This window comes from Actinokineospora bangkokensis (assembly GCF_001940455.1).
GTDB classification, from domain to species: domain Bacteria; phylum Actinomycetota; class Actinomycetes; order Mycobacteriales; family Pseudonocardiaceae; genus Actinokineospora; species Actinokineospora bangkokensis.
In genome coordinates this window covers 94,933-110,449 of sequence record NZ_MKQR01000005.1, presented here as the reverse complement: position 1 = coordinate 110,449, position 15,517 = coordinate 94,933, and the positions used below count along the sequence as shown (strand labels likewise).

At 75.0% G+C, this 15,517-nt stretch carries 19 protein-coding genes; 15 read left to right on the top strand and 4 right to left on the bottom strand.

Annotated features, from left to right (window positions below; translation table 11 throughout):
- Window positions 1-6: 6 nt before the first annotated feature.
- A complete protein-coding gene (gene hydA / locus BJP25_RS03090) occupies window positions 7-1,392 on the top strand; it encodes a dihydropyrimidinase (protein WP_075973232.1) in 1,386 nt (461 codons plus the stop codon).
- A gap of 10 nt (window positions 1,393-1,402) precedes the next feature.
- Complete coding sequence (locus BJP25_RS03085; RefSeq protein WP_075973231.1) at window positions 1,403-2,398, top strand: TIGR03842 family LLM class F420-dependent oxidoreductase; 996 nt, start codon at window positions 1,403-1,405, stop codon at window positions 2,396-2,398.
- Between the two features lie 35 nt (window positions 2,399-2,433).
- Here BJP25_RS03085 and BJP25_RS03080 read toward each other — a convergent pair whose 3' ends face one another.
- From BJP25_RS03080 to rocD, 3 genes are all read right to left on the bottom strand, one after another.
- Window positions 2,434-4,923 carry a M48 family metallopeptidase gene (locus BJP25_RS03080; protein ID WP_075973230.1) on the bottom strand — a complete coding sequence of 830 codons (2,490 nt, stop codon included), beginning with the start codon at window positions 4,921-4,923 and terminating at the stop codon, window positions 2,434-2,436.
- Window positions 4,920-5,396, bottom strand: coding sequence for a hypothetical protein (locus tag BJP25_RS03075; RefSeq protein ID WP_075973229.1), 477 nt, complete (start codon window positions 5,394-5,396; stop codon window positions 4,920-4,922). Before BJP25_RS03075 ends, BJP25_RS03080 begins: the two co-directional genes overlap by 4 nt.
- Window positions 5,397-5,566: 170 nt before the next feature.
- Window positions 5,567-6,781 (bottom strand): ornithine--oxo-acid transaminase, encoded by a 1,215-nt coding sequence (gene rocD, locus BJP25_RS03070; protein ID WP_075973228.1) that lies wholly within the window; start codon window positions 6,779-6,781, stop codon window positions 5,567-5,569.
- A gap of 125 nt (window positions 6,782-6,906) precedes the next feature.
- Between rocD and BJP25_RS03065 the strand changes: the two genes are divergently transcribed.
- From BJP25_RS03065 to BJP25_RS03055, 3 genes are all read left to right on the top strand, one after another.
- Window positions 6,907-7,752, top strand: coding sequence for a polyphosphate kinase 2 family protein (locus BJP25_RS03065; RefSeq protein ID WP_075973227.1), 846 nt, complete (start codon window positions 6,907-6,909; stop codon window positions 7,750-7,752).
- 52 nt (window positions 7,753-7,804) lie between these two features.
- Window positions 7,805-8,473 carry a phosphatase PAP2 family protein gene (locus BJP25_RS03060; protein WP_143218853.1) on the top strand — a complete coding sequence of 223 codons (669 nt, stop codon included), beginning with the start codon at window positions 7,805-7,807 and terminating at the stop codon, window positions 8,471-8,473.
- Between the two features lie 125 nt (window positions 8,474-8,598).
- A complete protein-coding gene (locus BJP25_RS03055) occupies window positions 8,599-8,790 on the top strand; it encodes a hypothetical protein (protein WP_075973226.1) in 192 nt (63 codons plus the stop codon).
- Window positions 8,791-8,799: 9 nt separating this feature from the next.
- Here BJP25_RS03055 and zapE read toward each other — a convergent pair whose 3' ends face one another.
- Window positions 8,800-9,858, bottom strand: a complete 1,059-nt coding sequence (gene zapE / locus BJP25_RS03050; RefSeq protein WP_075973333.1) for a cell division protein ZapE — start codon at window positions 9,856-9,858, stop codon at window positions 8,800-8,802.
- A gap of 33 nt (window positions 9,859-9,891) precedes the next feature.
- Here zapE and BJP25_RS03045 point away from each other — a divergent pair, with 33 nt between their 5' ends.
- The 10 genes from BJP25_RS03045 (at window position 9,892) to BJP25_RS03000 (ending at window position 15,498) form a co-directional block, all read left to right on the top strand.
- Window positions 9,892-10,650, top strand: coding sequence for a pyrimidine reductase family protein (locus BJP25_RS03045; protein ID WP_075973225.1), 759 nt, complete (start codon window positions 9,892-9,894; stop codon window positions 10,648-10,650).
- Window positions 10,651-10,711: 61 nt separating this feature from the next.
- Window positions 10,712-11,158, top strand: a complete 447-nt coding sequence (locus BJP25_RS03040) for an RNA polymerase sigma factor (protein ID WP_084793647.1) — start codon at window positions 10,712-10,714, stop codon at window positions 11,156-11,158.
- Entirely contained in the window at window positions 11,155-11,715 is a 561-nt protein-coding gene (locus tag BJP25_RS03035) for an Asp23/Gls24 family envelope stress response protein (protein WP_084793622.1), read from the top strand. Before BJP25_RS03040 ends, BJP25_RS03035 begins: the two co-directional genes overlap by 4 nt.
- Before the next feature lie 101 nt (window positions 11,716-11,816).
- A complete protein-coding gene (locus tag BJP25_RS03030) occupies window positions 11,817-12,299 on the top strand; it encodes an Asp23/Gls24 family envelope stress response protein (protein ID WP_075973224.1) in 483 nt (160 codons plus the stop codon).
- A 112-nt stretch (window positions 12,300-12,411) separates the two neighbouring features.
- Window positions 12,412-12,663, top strand: coding sequence for a hypothetical protein (locus BJP25_RS03025; protein WP_075973223.1), 252 nt, complete (start codon window positions 12,412-12,414; stop codon window positions 12,661-12,663).
- A gap of 28 nt (window positions 12,664-12,691) precedes the next feature.
- Window positions 12,692-12,871: a hypothetical protein gene (locus BJP25_RS03020; RefSeq protein ID WP_075973222.1), complete on the top strand. Its 180-nt coding sequence runs from the start codon at window positions 12,692-12,694 to the stop codon at window positions 12,869-12,871.
- On the top strand, window positions 12,868-13,254 hold the full coding sequence (locus BJP25_RS03015) for an Asp23/Gls24 family envelope stress response protein (protein WP_084793621.1): 387 nt from the start codon (window positions 12,868-12,870) through the stop codon (window positions 13,252-13,254). Before BJP25_RS03020 ends, BJP25_RS03015 begins: the two co-directional genes overlap by 4 nt.
- A gap of 4 nt (window positions 13,255-13,258) precedes the next feature.
- On the top strand, window positions 13,259-13,795 hold the full coding sequence (locus tag BJP25_RS03010) for a DUF6286 domain-containing protein (protein ID WP_075973221.1): 537 nt from the start codon (window positions 13,259-13,261) through the stop codon (window positions 13,793-13,795).
- The gene (locus tag BJP25_RS03005) at window positions 13,792-14,388 is read left to right on the top strand and encodes a hypothetical protein (protein WP_075973220.1); all 597 of its coding nucleotides are present in this window, start codon (window positions 13,792-13,794) and stop codon (window positions 14,386-14,388) included. Before BJP25_RS03010 ends, BJP25_RS03005 begins: the two co-directional genes overlap by 4 nt.
- Window positions 14,389-14,415: 27 nt before the next feature.
- Window positions 14,416-15,498, top strand: a complete 1,083-nt coding sequence (locus BJP25_RS03000; protein ID WP_075973219.1) for an ATP-dependent DNA ligase — start codon at window positions 14,416-14,418, stop codon at window positions 15,496-15,498.
- Window positions 15,499-15,517: the final 19 nt, after the last annotated feature.

The window sequence follows — 15,517 nt, the reverse complement described above, 5'->3', positions numbered from 1 at the left end:
GCCCCCATGCGCACCGTCATCACGGGCGGCACCGTCGTCAACGCCACCGGCCGCGCGCTCGCTGACGTGGTGGTCGACGACGAGCTCATCACCGCGGTCACCACCCCCGGCCTGGTCACCGGGGCCGACCGCACCATCGACGCCACCGGCAAGTACGTCATCCCCGGCGGCATCGACGCGCACACGCACATGGAGATGCCCTTCGGCGGGACGTTCTCCAACGACACCTTCGCCACCGGCACCACCGCGGCGGCGTGGGGCGGCACCACGACGATCATCGACTTCGCGGTGCAGGCGCGCGGCACGTCCCTGCTGTCCACCCTGGACACCTGGCACGCGAAGGCCGATGGCAACTGCGCGGTCGACTACGGCTTCCACATGATCATCTCCGAGGTGGACGACCACAGCCTCAAGGAGATGCAGCCGTGCATCGACGCCGGGGTGAACAGCTTCAAGATGTTCATGGCCTACCCCGGGGTGTTCTACTCCACCGACGGCGACATCCTGCGGGCGATGCAGCAGGCCCGCGCCACCGGGTCCATGGTCATGATGCACGCGGAGAACGGCATCGCGATCGACCAGCTGGTCGCGCAAGCGCTTGCCGAGGGCCGCACGGCCCCGGTGGAGCACAGCATCACCCGCCCGCCGGAGCTGGAGGGCGAGGCGACGTCGCGGGCGATCGCCCTGGCCAAGGTCACCGGCTCGCCGCTCTACATCGTGCACCTGTCGGCGCGGCACGCCCTCGAAGCCGTGGCCGCCGCGCGCGACACCGGGCAGAACGTCTTCGCCGAGACCTGCCCGCAGTACCTCTACCTGTCCATCGAGAACATGGCCGAACCGGACTTCAACGGGGCCAAGTACGTGGCCTCGCCGCCGCTGCGCAGCAAGGACCACCAGGCCGACCTGTGGCGCGGGCTGCGCACCAACGACCTGTCGGTGGTGTCCACCGACCACTGCCCGTTCTGCTTCAAGGACCAGAAGGAGCTGGGTCGCGACGACTTCTCCAAGATCCCCAACGGCATCCCCGGCGTCGAGCACCGGATGGACCTGCTGCACCAGGGGGTCGTCACCGGGGAGATCACCCTGGAGCGCTGGGTGGAGGTCTGCTCCACCACGCCCGCGCGGATGTTCGGCCTGCACGGCAGGAAGGGGGTGATCGCGCCGGGGGCCGACGCCGACGTCGTGGTCTACGACCCCGCGGCGAAGCAGACCATCTCCGCGCTGACCCACCACATGAACGTCGACTACTCCGCCTACGAGGGCCTGGAGATCACCGGCGCGGTGGAGACGGTGCTGTCCCGGGGCGCGGTGGTCATCGCCGCCGGGGAGTTCCACGGCAAGCCCGGCCACGGCCGGTTCCTCAAGCGCGACCTGTCGCAGTACCTGGTCTAGGGAGGCCCGCGTGGACTTCGGAGTTGTCCTGCAGACCGACCCCCCGGCGGCCGACGTCGTGGGGCTCATGGTGGAGGCCGAGCGGCTGGGCTTCAGCCACGGCTGGACGTTCGACTCGTGCGTGCTGTGGCAGGAGCCGTTCGTCATCTACTCGCAGATCCTGGCCAAGACCTCCACCCTGGTGGTCGGCCCGATGGTCACCAACCCCAGCACCCGCGACTGGTCGGTGACCGCGTCGCTGTTCGCCACGCTCAACGACATGTACGGCAACCGCACGGTGTGCGGCATCGGCCGGGGCGACTCGGCGCGCCGGGTCATCGGGCAGAAGCCCGCGTCGCTGGCCGTGCTGCGCGAGGCGATGCACGTCATCCGGGAGCTGGCCGAGGGCCGGGAGGTCGTGCACCACGGCTCCCCGGTGCGCATCGGCTGGGTGCGCGACGGGCGGCTGGAGGTGTGGATGGCCGCCTACGGGCCCAGGGCGCTGAAGATGGTCGGTGAGCACGCCGACGGCTTCATCCTGCAGACCGCCGACCCGGCCATCGCCCGCTGGACGATCGACTCGGTGCGCGCGGCCGCTCGGGAGGCCGGGCGCGACCCCGGCGGCATCACCGTGTGCGTGGCCGCGCCCGCTTACGTGGGCACCGACCTGGCCCACCAGCGCGACCAGCTGCGCTGGTTCGGCGGCATGGTAGGCAACCACGTGGCGGACCTGGTGGAGCGCTACGGCGACTCCGGCCCGGTGCCCCGCGAGCTGACCGACTACATCAAGGGCCGGGAGTCCTACGACTACGCCCACCACGGCAAGGCGGGCAACCCCAGCACCGACTTCGTGCCGGACGAGATCGTCGACCGGTTCTGCCTGGTCGGGCCCGCCGCGGCGCACGTGGAGCGGTTGCAGGAGCTCAAGGAGCTGGGCGTGGACCAGTTCTCGCTGTACCTGATGCACGACGACAAGGAGAAGACCCTCGCCGCGTACGGCGACGAGGTGATCCCCGCGCTGCGGTGACCGGTCGGCCCGCCCCGGTCCGGGGCGGGCCGCGGTCAGCCGGTGATCATCCGGAAGGCGGCGACCAGCTCGTCGCTCGCCCGGTTGAGGTCCAGCGCGCCGTCGCGGGCGACGTCCGGGCCCGCGCCCGCGCGCAGCGACCGCACGCACTTGCCCGCGCCGGACGCCATCGCCGCCACGGCCGCCGACCAGTGGTCGCGGAACTCCCGCGCCTGCTCGGGCGGCGGGTAGGGGCGGGCGCGCGACGCGGCCGCGGCCACGTCCACGCAGGCGGAGACGATGCCGTCGAGCTGCCCTGCCCGCACGGCGTCGGAGTAGGTGACCAGCGTCGTCGCCGCGGACTGCATGGCGGCGAACCCACCGCCCTGCAACCACGTGTCCAACGCGGAATCGGCGTCGACCACAGGCGGGGCGGGTTCGGCGAGCAGCGCGGTGGACGCCGGGGCCTTGGGCCACCAGGACAGCGCGAGCACCGACACGACCGCGACCACGCCCAGCACGAACACCGGCCTGCGCGGCGCGGCCCCGGCCCGCCGCGACCGCCGGAGGGCGGCGGCGAGCAGCACCACGACCGTCCCCGTGAACGGCAGCAGCTGCAACGGGCGGGCGGCCAGCACCGAGTCGCCGGACCCGGCAGGTCCGCCCAGGAAGTGCGCCGCCCAGAGGACCCCGCAGCCGACCAGGCCCACCACCCACGCGGCGAGCAGCCCGGGGGCCAGCCCTCGGCGCAGCGCCACCGCACCCGCCGCGGCCTGCCCGACCACCACCGCGGCCAGCTCCCACGCCGAGAGGACGAGCACCTGGTCCGGGCCCGTCGCCGCGTGCGGGAGCAACCGCAGCCCCAGCACCGCGACGACGACCGCGGCAGACGCGCACAGCCCCGTCAGCGCCGCGAACCCGGCCGGTGCGCGCCTGCCCGCCAGCAGCAGCGGGACCAGCCACAGCAGCGCCAGCCCGATGCCGCTCACCACCCGGTCGGTGGTCAGCACGAACGGCAGGGTCGCGCCGGTGAGCACCGCGGCGCTGCCCGGCAGCCAGTCGACAGCGGCGGCGACGTCCCGCCAGTGCCGCACCGAGGGCGCCACCAGCCGCTCGTACACCTGGTCCGCGACCACGGCCTCCGGCCACGAGCCCAGGCAGGCGTGGACGACGAACAGCACGGCCACGCCGGTCAGCGCCCACACCAGCGGCCGCGCCGAGGACAGCAGCCGCGCGCACCACACGGCCCAGCAGCACACCAGCACGGCCGTCACCGCGAGCAGGACGTGCGCCAGCACCAGCGCCCACAGGCCCCGGTGCGGCAGCAGGAGCACGCGGAAGTCCGCGAGCGTGCCGACCAGCAGCCCCACCGCCAGGCCGGACGCGGGCTTGAGCCCCAGCCGGGCAGACCCGCCCACCGCGGCGCGCCAGGCCACCACGCACACCAGCACGCCGACCAGCAGCGACCACCCCAGGCGCAACACCCGCGTGTCGCCCTCCCGCACGCTGACCAGGAACGTCCAGACCATCGGCACGAGCAGCTGGACGGCCAGCGCGGCCAGCGCGACCTCCCACCACCCGGGGCGGGTGGCGGCACGCGGGTCGAGCAGCGCGGCCGCGCGCACCGGGGTCGGCGGGTGGGGCGCCAGCAGTGCCCGCAGGCGGCCGCGCGGGCGCTCGACCAGGGCCCGGTAGGGCTCGGTGTCGCCCGTCCACCGCGCCACGAGGGCGTCGGCGTGCAGTTCCCGCGCGCGCAGGATGGAGGTGCGGGCGGCGAAGGCGAAACCGGTGATGGCCAGCACCGTGCCGGGGATGACCAGCCCGATCCCGGTGAGGGCCGACCAGTCCGGCAGGCGCCACGGGTCGGCGGTCGTCAGCGGCGGGTGCAGGAACACCGCCAGGTACGGCACCAGGACGACGGCCAGCACGGCGCGCCAGAGGGCGATCGTGGCGTAGGTGGTCGGCACGTCGCCGTGGCGCAGGTGGGCGAGCTCGTGCAGGACGACCGCCTCGAAGCTGGCCCGGTCGCGTCCGTGCAGCTGCACCAGGCCCCGGTCGAGGCAGACCCGGGGCCGCCCGCGGGTGCCGAAGGCGAGCCCGCCCGCGGTCGGGCGCACCGGGTCGAGCAGGAACTCCGGCGCCCGGCGCACGCCCGCCCTGGCCACCAGCGCCTCCAGGGTGGCGCCGACCTCCTGCCACACCGGCGCCACCGAGCGCAGCGGCACCAAGCGGTCGCGGCGCACCCGCCAGCGGGGCAGCAGCAGGTAGACGGCCAGCGCCACCACCGCCAGCACGGCCAACCACCCGGCCGTCCACGCCAGCCGGGTGCCGACCAGGGTCGACTCGCACTCCGCGTAAGCCGCCTGCCCGGGGGCATCGCCCAGCCAGTCGGCCGGGGAGACGCCTGCGAGCACCTGGCAGCGCGCCGATGGCAGCACGTCCTGCCGCCACGTCCCCGCGAACTGCCCGGCGACCTGCGCGGCCAGCACGACCGCCAGGGCGACGAGGGTGCCGAACCGGAACGCGGTGCCCGCGGGCGCCCTCACCCGGCGCGCTGCATCGCGGCGATCATCGCCTCCGCCAGCTTCTCCGCGTCCTCGGCCGTCATGCCCAGCTCGGTCGCCCGCGCCACGACCACCGCGTGCACCTCCACGCGGGTGGCGGTGTTCAGCACCGCGGCGGCCACTTGGTCGGCGGGCAGCGCCGCGGGCTTGCGCCGGAACACCTTGCGCAGCACGCCCTGCCCCTTGTCCACCAGGGACTCGCCCGCCTTGTCCAGCACGTGCTGGTACACCGACGCCCCCACCCCCAGGGCGATCGGCGTCAGCGCGGCCACGACGGTCTCGATGCCGGACCCGAGCACCTGCCCGGCCCGGGGCCGCCCGTCGAGCACCCGGTCCGGGTCGCGGACGAACTCCGCCGCCACCGGGTCGAACAGCGCCAGCTCGTCGGGCGCCAGCTCCGCGACGGCGGCCTTGGCCACCGCCGGGACGAACTCCGCGTAGGTGGTCTCGCGCACTCCCCTGCCCCCCTCGACGCCCCCTCGTTGGGACGCCTGATCTTCGTGCCTGGTGAACGGGCGTGTCACTCCCCCGGTACGGGGAAGCGGTTCCCCCGGGACGCCGATGGCCCGTCCCGGGTCGGGGCGGGCCATCGGCTTCGGGGGCGGCGGCTCGCGCCGCCGCCGGGTCAGGACAGGACGGCGGCCAGGGCGTCGACGCCCAAGTCGATCTCCGCCTCGGTGACGACCAGGGGCGGGGCCATGCGCAGGGTGCTCCCGTGGGTCTCCTTGCACAGCACGCCGCGCTCCATCAGCGCCTCCGAGGCCCGGCGCCCGGTCATCGAGGTGAGGTCGACCCCGGCCCACAGGCCGCGGCCGTGCACGGCGCTGACGCCGCGGCCCACCAGTTCACCGAGCCGGTCGTGCAGGTGCGCGCCGAGGACCTTCGACCGGTCCTGGAACTCGCCGGTGGACAGCAGCCGCACCACGGCGCGGCCGACCGCGCAGGCCAGCGCGTTGCCGCCGAAGGTGGACCCGTGCTCGCCGGGGCGCAGCACGCCCAGCACGTCGCGGCGGCCGACGACCGCCGAGACGGGCAGCACGCCGCCGCCGAGCGCCTTGCCCAGGGTGTAGAGGTCGGCGCGCACGCCCTCGTGGTCGAGGGCGAACAGGGTGCCGGTGCGGGCGAGGCCGGACTGGATCTCGTCGGCGATGAACAGCACGTCGTTGGCGTCGCACACCCGGCGCACCTCGGCGAGGTAGCCGGTCGGCGGGACGCGCACCCCCGCCTCGCCCTGGATCGGCTCGACCAGCACCGCCGCGGTGCGCTCGGTGATCGCCGCGGCCAGCGCCGCCGCGTCCCCGAAGGGCACCACGGTGAAGCCGGGGGTGAACGGGCCGAAGCCGGTGCGCGCGTCGGGGTCGGTGGAGAAGGAGATGATCGTGGTCGTGCGGCCGTGGAAGTTGTCCCCCACCACGATGATCTCGGCGGTGTCCACCGGCACGCCCTTGACCTGGTGCGCCCACTTGCGCGCGACCTTGATCGCGGACTCGACGGCCTCGGCGCCGGTGTTCATCGTCAGCACCATCTCGGTGCCGGTCAGCTCCGCGAGCTCCTGGCAGAACGGGCCGAACTGGTCGTGGTGGAAGGCGCGGCTGGTGAGGGTGAGCCTGCCCAGCTGCTCCACGGCGGCGCCGACCAGCGCCGGGTGGCGGTGGCCGAAGTTGAGCGCCGAGTAGCCTGCCAGCAGGTCCAGGTACCGCTTGCCGCGCACGTCGGTGACCCAGGCGCCGTCGGCCTCGGCGACCACCACCGGCAGCGGGTGGTAGTTGTGCGTGCTCCACTGGTCGGCCAGGTCGACGTGCTGCTGCGCGCTCGCTGCGGTGGGGGCGGTAGCGGTCATGCCCCCAAGGCTAAGCCGCCCCCGGCGCCGGAATCATCCGTCGGGCGTTGCTTGTGGCGTGCATTCGTTGCGCGCCCGGCCCCTGCCGCGCGCGTTCGTTGCGCGACCCTGTCTAGGCTGAGGCCATGGCGAAGAAGACGGCACCCGCGGTGCGCGACGCCCTGCGCGTGCGCCCCGGGGCGGGCCTGCACCTGACGCCCCGCGACACCCCCGTGGGCCCCTCCACCAAGGCCGAGGCGGCCGAGGACCTGGTGGCCACCGGTGCCGAGCTGAGCGAGCTGCAGGAGCACCTGTTCGCCGAGGCGCGGCGCAGCGTGCTGCTGGTGCTCCAGGGCATGGACACCTCCGGCAAGGGCGGCACCGTCCACCACGTGTTCTCGCTGGTGAACCCGCAGGGCGTGCACGTGGCCGCGTTCGGCAAGCCCACCCGGGAGGAGCTGCGGCACGACTTCCTGTGGCGGGTCCGCAAGCAGGTGCCCGCGCCGGGGCGCATCGGCGTGTTCGACCGCTCGCACTACGAGGACGTGCTCATCGCCCGCGTCGACGAGCTGGTGCCGCGCGAGGTGTGGGAGGCCCGCTACACCGCGATCAACGACTTCGAGGCCGAGCTCGCCGCCGCGGGCACCACCGTGGTGAAGGTGTTCCTGCACATCTCCCCGGACGAGCAGCGCGAGCGGCTGATCTCGCGCCTGGAGGACCCGGCGAAGCAGTGGAAGTACGACCCGTCCGACCTCGCCGCCCGCGCGAAGTGGCCGCTGTACGAGGAGGCGTACGCCGCCGCCCTGGAGCGCTGCTCCACCACGGCCGCGCCCTGGTACGTCGTGCCCGCCGACCGCAAGTGGTACCGCAACTGGGCGGTGGCGAACATCCTGCTGGAGACGCTGCGCGAGCTGGACCCGCGCCCGCCCGCCCCGGGCTACGACGTGGCGGCGGAGCTGGCCAGGATCACCTACGCCGACCCGCTGGCCTAGCGGACTCGTCCGTCCACTCCGGACCGGCGCGGGTTCTGGCATCGTGGTGCGGGTGGAGCAGCGGTTGGTGCGCGGGCGCTGGTGGGGACTCGTCCTCGCCTGCTGGGCCGCGGTGGTGCTGGTCGGGCTGCCGTTCGCCGGACAGGACCGGGCGGGGGCGCTGGACGCGGCGCTGATGGGCGCGGCGCGGGACTCCTCCCGCGCGCTGCCCGGCGTGGTGGTGCCGCTGACCTACGCGACGCACCCGCTGGCGATCCTGGCCATGGTGCTCTGCGTGGCCGCGGTGGCGCTGCGGCTGCGCAGGCCCAGGGCGGCGCTGCTGGTGGTCGCGGCGCCGGTCGTCACCGCCGGGGTCAACACCGCCGTGCTCAAACCGCTGTTCGACCGCACGCACAACGGATACCTGGCGTATCCCAGCGGGCACACGGGCACGCTCGTCGCCGTGCTGACCGCCGTCGTGGTGATCGCCGTGAGCGCGGCCGAGCACCGGGGCCGCACCGCGCTGCGGATGGGGCTCGCGGCAGCGGGCCTCACCGCCGTCGCCGCGGCCGGGATCGTCGGCCACGACTACCACTACCCGACCGACTGCTTGGGCGCGGCGTTCTGGGCGATCGGGACAGTGGTCACAATCGCGGCGGCGCTGGACCGGTTCCCGGCTACCGTGCGGCCTGTGGGCGACGCGCGGTCAGGCGCCCCTCGCTCGGGAAACGCCGCAGCGTAGCGAGTTCCCCGCCCCGTTCACCCGTTGTGGCGAGGGGACCACCGTGCGGCGCCGCGGGTGGGGGGCGTACGGTGCGTAGCCTGGCAGTGCAGCCCCCGCGGCCTCCCGCGACGGAAAGGACGGCGGTGACCGACACACCCATCTTCGACCAGGTCAGCCAGGAACTCGGTTCCTCAGGCGGTTCCGACACCGGCGACCCCGCGCCCCGGGGGGCGCGCAGGCAGTCCGGCGCGCGCGCGGCCGGGGGCACCGGCGGCGTCTCGGTCTGGGCCCTGATCGACGAGCACGGCTCCACCCCCACCCGCCGCCGCACCTGACGCGGGTGATCAGCCCGGGCGGCCCGGCAACGACGCCGCGTCCCGGGACAGCGCCACCAGCCTGCTGATCGCCCGCAGGTACTTCTTGCGGTAGCCGCCGCGCAGCATCTCCTCGGTGAACAGCTCTGACACCGGCGCCCCGCTGACCACCACCGGGACCGCCCGGTCGTAGAGCCGGTCGGCGAAGGCGACCACGCGCAGCGCCACGTCCTGCCCGGACAGCGGCGCCACCCCGCGCAGGTGCACCGCGGCCACGCCGTCGACGAGCTTGCCGTACTTCGACGGGTGCACCCGGGCCAGGTGCGCGCACAGCGCGTCGAAGTCGTCCAAGGTGGAGCCCGGAACCGCTTCCGCGCTCGCCGCCAGGTCCGCGTCGCCCAGCGGGTCCGGCGCGTCGGGCAGGCCGCGGTGGCGGTAGTCCGGACCGTCCACCCGCACCACGGCGAACCGCGCCGACAGCGCCTGGATCTCGCGCAGGAAGTCCTCGGCGGCGAACCGGCCCTCGCCCAGCTTGTCCGGCAGCGTGTTCGACGTGGCCGCCACGTGCACGCCCGCGTCGGTCAGCTCCGCGAGCAGCCGGGTCACCAGCATCGTGTCGCCGGGGTCGTCGAGCTCGAACTCGTCGATGGCCAGCAGCCGGTGCCCGGACAGCCGCGCCACCGCCTCGCGGAAGCCCAGCGCCCCCACCAGGTTGGTCACCTCGACGAACGTGCCGAACGCCTTGGGCCCGGGGACCTCGTGCCACAGCGAGGCGAGCAGGTGGGTCTTGCCCACGCCGAACCCGCCGTCGAGGTAGAGCCCCGGCTTGCCCGCCCCGGCCCCGCCCCGGCCGCCGAAGACCTTCTTGAGCAACCTGGCAGGCGCCGACGCGCCGCCCGACCCCGCCCCGCCCACGGCCGCGGCGAAGGCGCGGCCGGACTCGACGGCGGCGGCCTGGCTGGGCTCGTCCGGGTTGGGCACGTAGGTGTCGAACCGGACGTCGCCGAAGCGCGGCGGCGGGGTCAGCTCGGCGACCAGCTCGTCGGGGCTGATCTCGGGCTGGCGGTCGGTGAGCTTCCCGGCGGGCATGCCGGCAGCGTAGTGGCGTGCTTGGCTGTCGGGGTGCACCGGTTGTGGCCATCCTCCCCAGACACACCCCCCGATGTGGTGGACGACACCACCCTGGAGGCGCTCTACGACTACCCGGACGACCTCGACCGCCCCTGGGTCCAGGTCAACTTCGTCGCCAGCGCGGACGGCGCGGTCGCCGTCGACGGGCTCTCCGACGGCCTGTCCAGCCCCGGCGACAAGCGGGTGTTCGCGCTCGGGCGCGACCTCGCGGACGTCGTCCTCGTCGGCTGGGGGACCGCCCGCGACGAGGGCTACCGCGGCGTCAAGCGCAAGGAGACGCGCACCGGGCGGCGCGCCGCGCGCGGGCTCGCGGAGGTGCCGCCGGTCGCGGTGGTCACCCCCCGCTGCTCCATCACCCCGGACTCGCCGCTGCTCACCGACACGCTGGTCCCCTCGATCGTGATCACCACCGGGGCCGCCGACCGCTCCGCCCGGGACGCGGTGGCCGACGCCGGGGCGGACGTGGTGGTCGCGGGGGACGACCGCCTCGACCTGCACCGGGCGATGGCCGCGCTGGACGAGCGCGGGCTGCGCCGGGTCTGCTGCGAGGGCGGCCCCCGGCTGTTCGGCGACCTGGTGGCCGCCGACCTGGTCGACCAGCTCTGCCTGACCGTGGCGCCGCTGCTGGCCGCGGGCGGGGCGGGGCGGATCGCCACCAGCGACCCGGTCGAGGTCCCGCGGCGGATGGCCCTGGCCTCGGTGCTGTCCGACGACGGGTACCTGATGCTGCGCTACCGGCGGGAGCGCTGAGGGCGGCGTGGGGCTCGACGCCAGGACCTTCGACCAACTGGTCCGCGCGCACACCGACCGGATGTACCGGGTCGCGCTGCGGCTGTGCGGGGACCCCGCCGAGGCCGAGGACGTGGTGCAGGACGCCTGGATCGCCGCGTGGCGCGGCCGCGACGGGTTCCGGGGCGAGGCCAAGGCCTCGACCTGGCTCTACCGGGTGGTGACCAACACCGCCCTGGCGCACCTGCGCCGCAGGCGCGTGACCGTGCCGCTGGACGGGGTACCCGAGCCCGCCGACGACCGCCCGTCGCCCGAGGCGTGGGCGCTGCTGGGCGAGCGGGCCGGTGCGGTGCACCGGGCCATCGCGACGCTGGAGCCCACCCAGCGCGTGCCGCTGGTGCTGCGCGAGCTGGAGGGCTTGAGCTACGAGGAGGTGGCGGGGGTGCTGGAGGTGAGCGTGCCGGTGCTGCACAAGCGGCTGCACCGGGCCCGGGCGGCGCTGCTGGTCCGGTTGGGGGAGCTGCGGTGAACGACGCTGTCGTGAACGGCGGGGTGGACCCCCTGCCCTGCGGCACCGACCGGGACGCGCTGGTCAGCCTGGCGGTCGATGGCGGCGACCGGGCACTGGCCGCGCACGCGGCGGGCTGCCCGCACTGCGCCCCGGTGCTCGCGCGGGCTCGGGCGCAGTGGGCGGACGTGGGCGCGGCCGCCGCCGCGCCGGTGGCCACGCCCCCCGGGCTGGCCGACCGGGCGCTGGCCGCCGTGCGGTCGGTGCGCGGCACGGGCGGGGTCGTCGAGCTGGCGCAGGAGGGCGGCGCCCTGCTGGTGGCCGACGGCGTGGTGGCGCTGCTGGCGCGCACGGCGGCGGTGGAGTTCCTGTCCGCCGGGGGCGGTCACCTGCGGTCGGTCACCACCGGGCCGGGCACCGTCGAGCTGGGACTGTCCATCCGGTTCGGCGAGGTCGTGGGGCAGCTGGCCGAGCGGCTGCGGGCGTTCGTCACGGCCGAGCTGGCACCGCACCTGGGCGCCCGGGTGCCGAGGGTCGACGTGCGGGTCGAGGACGTGACCTATCCCCCATCCGGGTGACTTGGCGAGAGATCCGGCGCGCGGGTGGCATCCGAGTGTGTGCGAGGCCCCGGAGGCGACCCGGGGCGTCGGACACCTGGGAACGGAAGGGACCGCCGACCATGGCAACCACCAGCACGACCACGACCGACCCGGTCGTCGACACCGCACCGGCCACCCGCACCGGCGTGAGCCCGGCCCGCCTGGCCGACGAGCAGGCGCAGGGCAAGACGACCATCGCCTCGGGCGTCGTGCAGAAGATCGCGGGCATGGCCGCCCGCGAGGTCTCGGGCGTCCACGCCCTCGGCGGCGGGGTCTCCCGCGCGTTCGGCGCCATCCGCGAGCGCATCCCCGGCGCGGGCACCGTCTCCACCTCCGGCGTGGCCGTCGAGGTCGGGGAGAAGCAGGCCGCGATCGACCTCGACGTGGTCGTCGAGTACGGCGCGGGGATCGTCGAGCTGGCGCGGGCGGTGCGCCGCAACGTGATCACCGCCGTGGAGCGGATGACCGGCCTGGAGGTCATCGAGGTCAACATCTCGGTCAACGACATCCACCTGCCGGAGGACGAGCCCGCCGAGCAGCCCGCCACCTCCCGCGTGGAGTGACCGGCACCGACCCCACCGCCGCGCTCGCCGACCCGGCGGGCGCGGCGGTGCCCGCCGACCCAGCCGTCGCGGACGCGCCTACCCACGCCGACCGGGCTGTCGGGGTGGCCGGGTGAGCGGGCGCGCGGAGTTCCGGGCGTTCGTCAAGCGGGCGCACCCGGACGCGGGTGGCGACCACGACGAGTTCGTCGCAGGATTGGCCAGGTTCCGCGCCGAGTCCGGTGTGGACGACCAGGGCGCTGGCGGCGGCAACCGGTTCGACGGCCCGGTCGTCTTCGCCACCGGGCCGCGCGGGGTGCGCGGCCTGGTCGACCGGGTGTCCCGGTGGCACAGCAGGCGCTTCCGCAAGCCCCGGGTCCGCTGACCCGGGCAGCAGGGTTCGAGAGGGAGACATGAACGCTACCCAGACCGGCGTCATCGCGGGCCTCGTCCTGGGCCTGGCCGCCGCGCAGGGCTTCCTGGCCTTCGTGATCACGTTGGCCCTCGGCTTCGTCGGCCTGGTCGTCGGGCGCATCGTCGACGGCGAGCTGGACGTGTCCGACATGTTCGGCGGCCGGGGTCGGGACCGTTGACCGACGTCCTCGACCAGGCGCGCGGCGGCGGCGGCGACCCCGCCGCCGACGCGGTGGAGCTGCGCGGCGTGCTGCGCATCGACCCGGCGGTGGTCCGCAAGATCGCCGAGCGGGCCGCCGACACCACCGACGGGACCACCCGGGTCACCCGCGCGCTGACCGGGGCGCGCGGCGCGAGCGCGACGGTGACCGGAGCGGGCGGGTCGGTGTCGGTGCGGGTGGACCTGGCGCTGCGCTACCCGGCGCCGGTCCGCGACGTGGTCGCGCGGGTGCGCGACCGGGTCACCGCCGAGGTGGAGCGGCTGACCTCCTACCGGGTGGTCGGTGTGGACGTGGTGGTCTCGGCGCTGCTGCCCGAGCCGCCCCGGGCGAGGGTGGAGTGAGCCGGTGCGCGTCCTCGTCCGCATCCTGACCTGCCTGCTCGGCCTGGCGCTCGCCGCCGCCGGTGGGCTGCTGGCCCTGGAGGTCGGCTGGACCTGGGCCCGGCCGACCGGTGGCCCGCTGCTGGTGCCGTGGCCTGCCTGGCGCGACCGGTTGGCCGCGCTGACCTGGCAGAGCACCGAGGTCCGGGTCACCGCCTGGGTGGTGGCCGCCGCGGGCCTGGTGCTGCTGCTGGTCGCCCTGACCGCGCGCCGCCGGGACATCGCGCTGCTCGACCCGGCGCCGGGCACCACCGTCCGCACGTCGCCGCGCTCGCTGGCCCGCATCATCGGGCTGCGGGTGCGCGCCGAGGACAACGTCACCGGCGCCACGGTCACCGCGACCGCCCGCGTGGTGCGCGTGCGCGCCACCAGCAGGCTGGAGGCCGAGGAGCAGCTGCGGCCGCGCCTGCTGGCCGTGGTCGAGGACGTGCTCTCCGACCTGCCGCTGGCGCGCACGCCCGCCATCTCCGTCGTCGTCGACTCACCCCGGGACCGCTCATGACCCCGCCCTCGGTGGCCGCCCTGGCCCGCTCCTACCGCGCCGAACGCGTCCTCACCGGCCTGGTCGGCCTGCTGGCCCTCGCCGCGGGCGCGCTCGCGCTGGTCGTCGGGCAGGGCTGGCTGGGCTCGTTCCGCGCGCTGCGCCCGGTGCTGGACCCGATCGCCGTCGAGCGGCTGACCGCCTGGCAGACCACCGCCCGGGTGGGCGCCGTGGTGCTCGGGGTGGTGCTGCTGGTGCTGGGCGTCCTGATCGCGCTGCGCGCGCTGCGCCCGGAGCGGCACCCCGACCTGGCCCTCGACGACGAACCGGGCCGCGGCCTGGTCGTCACCTCCGGCGCCATCGCCGCGGCGATCGCCGCCGACGCCGAGCGGGTCGACGGGGTGAGCCGGGCCAGGGCCACCGTGGTGGGCGAGGTGTCGGCGCCCGCGCTGCGGCTGAGCGTGTGGCTGCACGAGGGCACCCGGCTCAAGCAGGTGTGGCGCGAGCTGGACGAGTCGGTGCTGCGCCGGGCCCGCGAGTCGCTGGGGGTGGACGCGCTGCCCACCGCGGTCCGGGTGGAACTGGGCTCCGGCGAGCGCCAGCGGGTGCGCTGACCTGCCCCTCCGGTGCAGGATGGGCGCGTGGAGCTACCGCTGACGCCGCCGGTCCAACCGATGCTCGCCAAGCCGTCGAAGTCCATCCCGGACGGCGCGGACCTGGTCTTCGAGCCCAAGTGGGACGGGTTCCGCTGCCTGGTGTTCCGCGACGGCGACGAGCTGGTGCTCCAGTCCCGCTCGGGCAAGCCGCTCAACCGCTACTTCCCCGAGGCCGAGGCGGCGCTGCTGGCCGCCCTGCCGCCGCGGGTGGTGCTCGACGGGGAGCTGGTCGTCGACCGCGACGGCAAGCTGGACTTCGACGCGCTGTCCGAGCGCATCCACCCCGCCGCCAGCCGGGTGAACCTGCTGGCCGAGCAGACCCCGTCGCGGTTCATCGCCTTCGACATCCTCGCCCTGGGCGACGACGACCTCACCGAGACCCCCGCCGTCGAGCGGCGCCGCGTCCTGGAGGGGTTGGGCATCGACTCCGCCTCGGTGCACCTGACCCCGGCCACCACCGACCCCGACCTGGCCCGCCAGTGGTTCACGATCTTCGAGGGCGCGGGCCTCGACGGGGTGATGGGCAAGCCGAACGGCCCGTACACCCCGAACAAGCGCACCATGCTCAAGTTCAAGCACTCCCGCACCGCCGACTGCGTGGTGTCGGGGTTGCGCTGGTACAAGGACACCGAGCCCGGCGAGTCGGTGGGCTCGCTCATGCTGGGCCTCTACGACGACTCCGGCGCGCTCAACCACGTCGGCGTCGTGGGCTCGTTCAGCGCCGCCCGCCGCCGCGAGCTGGCGGTGGAGATGGCCGAGCTGATCCCCGGCGGCGCCGAGGCGCACCCCTGGTACACCCCCGACCACGGCGCCTCGCGCATGCCGGGCTCCATCAGCCGCTGGCGCACCACCGAACAGCCGTGGGTCCCGCTGCGCCTGGAGCGCGTGGTGGAGGTCGCCTACGAGCACACCGAGGGCGGCTACCCCAGCCGCTTCCGCCACACCGCCCAGTTCATCCGCTGGCGCCCCGACCGCGACACCGCGTCGTGCACCTACGAGCAGCTCGACGAACCGGCCAACTACGACCTGGACTCCGTGCTCAAGGGCGAGGTCAAGGCGAAGGGGTAGCGCGCCTCCCCGTGGGGAG

Excerpts from the sequence above, each read along its gene's own strand:
- hydA (WP_075973232.1), top strand. The coding sequence starts at position 7 with ATGCGCACCGTCATCACGGGCGGCACCGTCGTCAACGCCACCGGCCGC.
- rocD (WP_075973228.1), bottom strand. The coding sequence starts at position 6,781 with ATGACCGCTACCGCCCCCACCGCAGCGAGCGCGCAGCAGCACGTCGAC.
- BJP25_RS03065 (WP_075973227.1), top strand. The coding sequence starts at position 6,907 with ATGGCGAAGAAGACGGCACCCGCGGTGCGCGACGCCCTGCGCGTGCGC.
- zapE (WP_075973333.1), bottom strand. The coding sequence starts at position 9,858 with ATGCCCGCCGGGAAGCTCACCGACCGCCAGCCCGAGATCAGCCCCGAC.
- BJP25_RS03040 (WP_084793647.1), top strand. The coding sequence starts at position 10,712 with ATGTACCGGGTCGCGCTGCGGCTGTGCGGGGACCCCGCCGAGGCCGAG.
- BJP25_RS03030 (WP_075973224.1), top strand. The coding sequence starts at position 11,817 with ATGGCAACCACCAGCACGACCACGACCGACCCGGTCGTCGACACCGCA.
- BJP25_RS03020 (WP_075973222.1), top strand. The coding sequence starts at position 12,692 with ATGAACGCTACCCAGACCGGCGTCATCGCGGGCCTCGTCCTGGGCCTG.
- BJP25_RS03005 (WP_075973220.1), top strand. The coding sequence starts at position 13,792 with ATGACCCCGCCCTCGGTGGCCGCCCTGGCCCGCTCCTACCGCGCCGAA.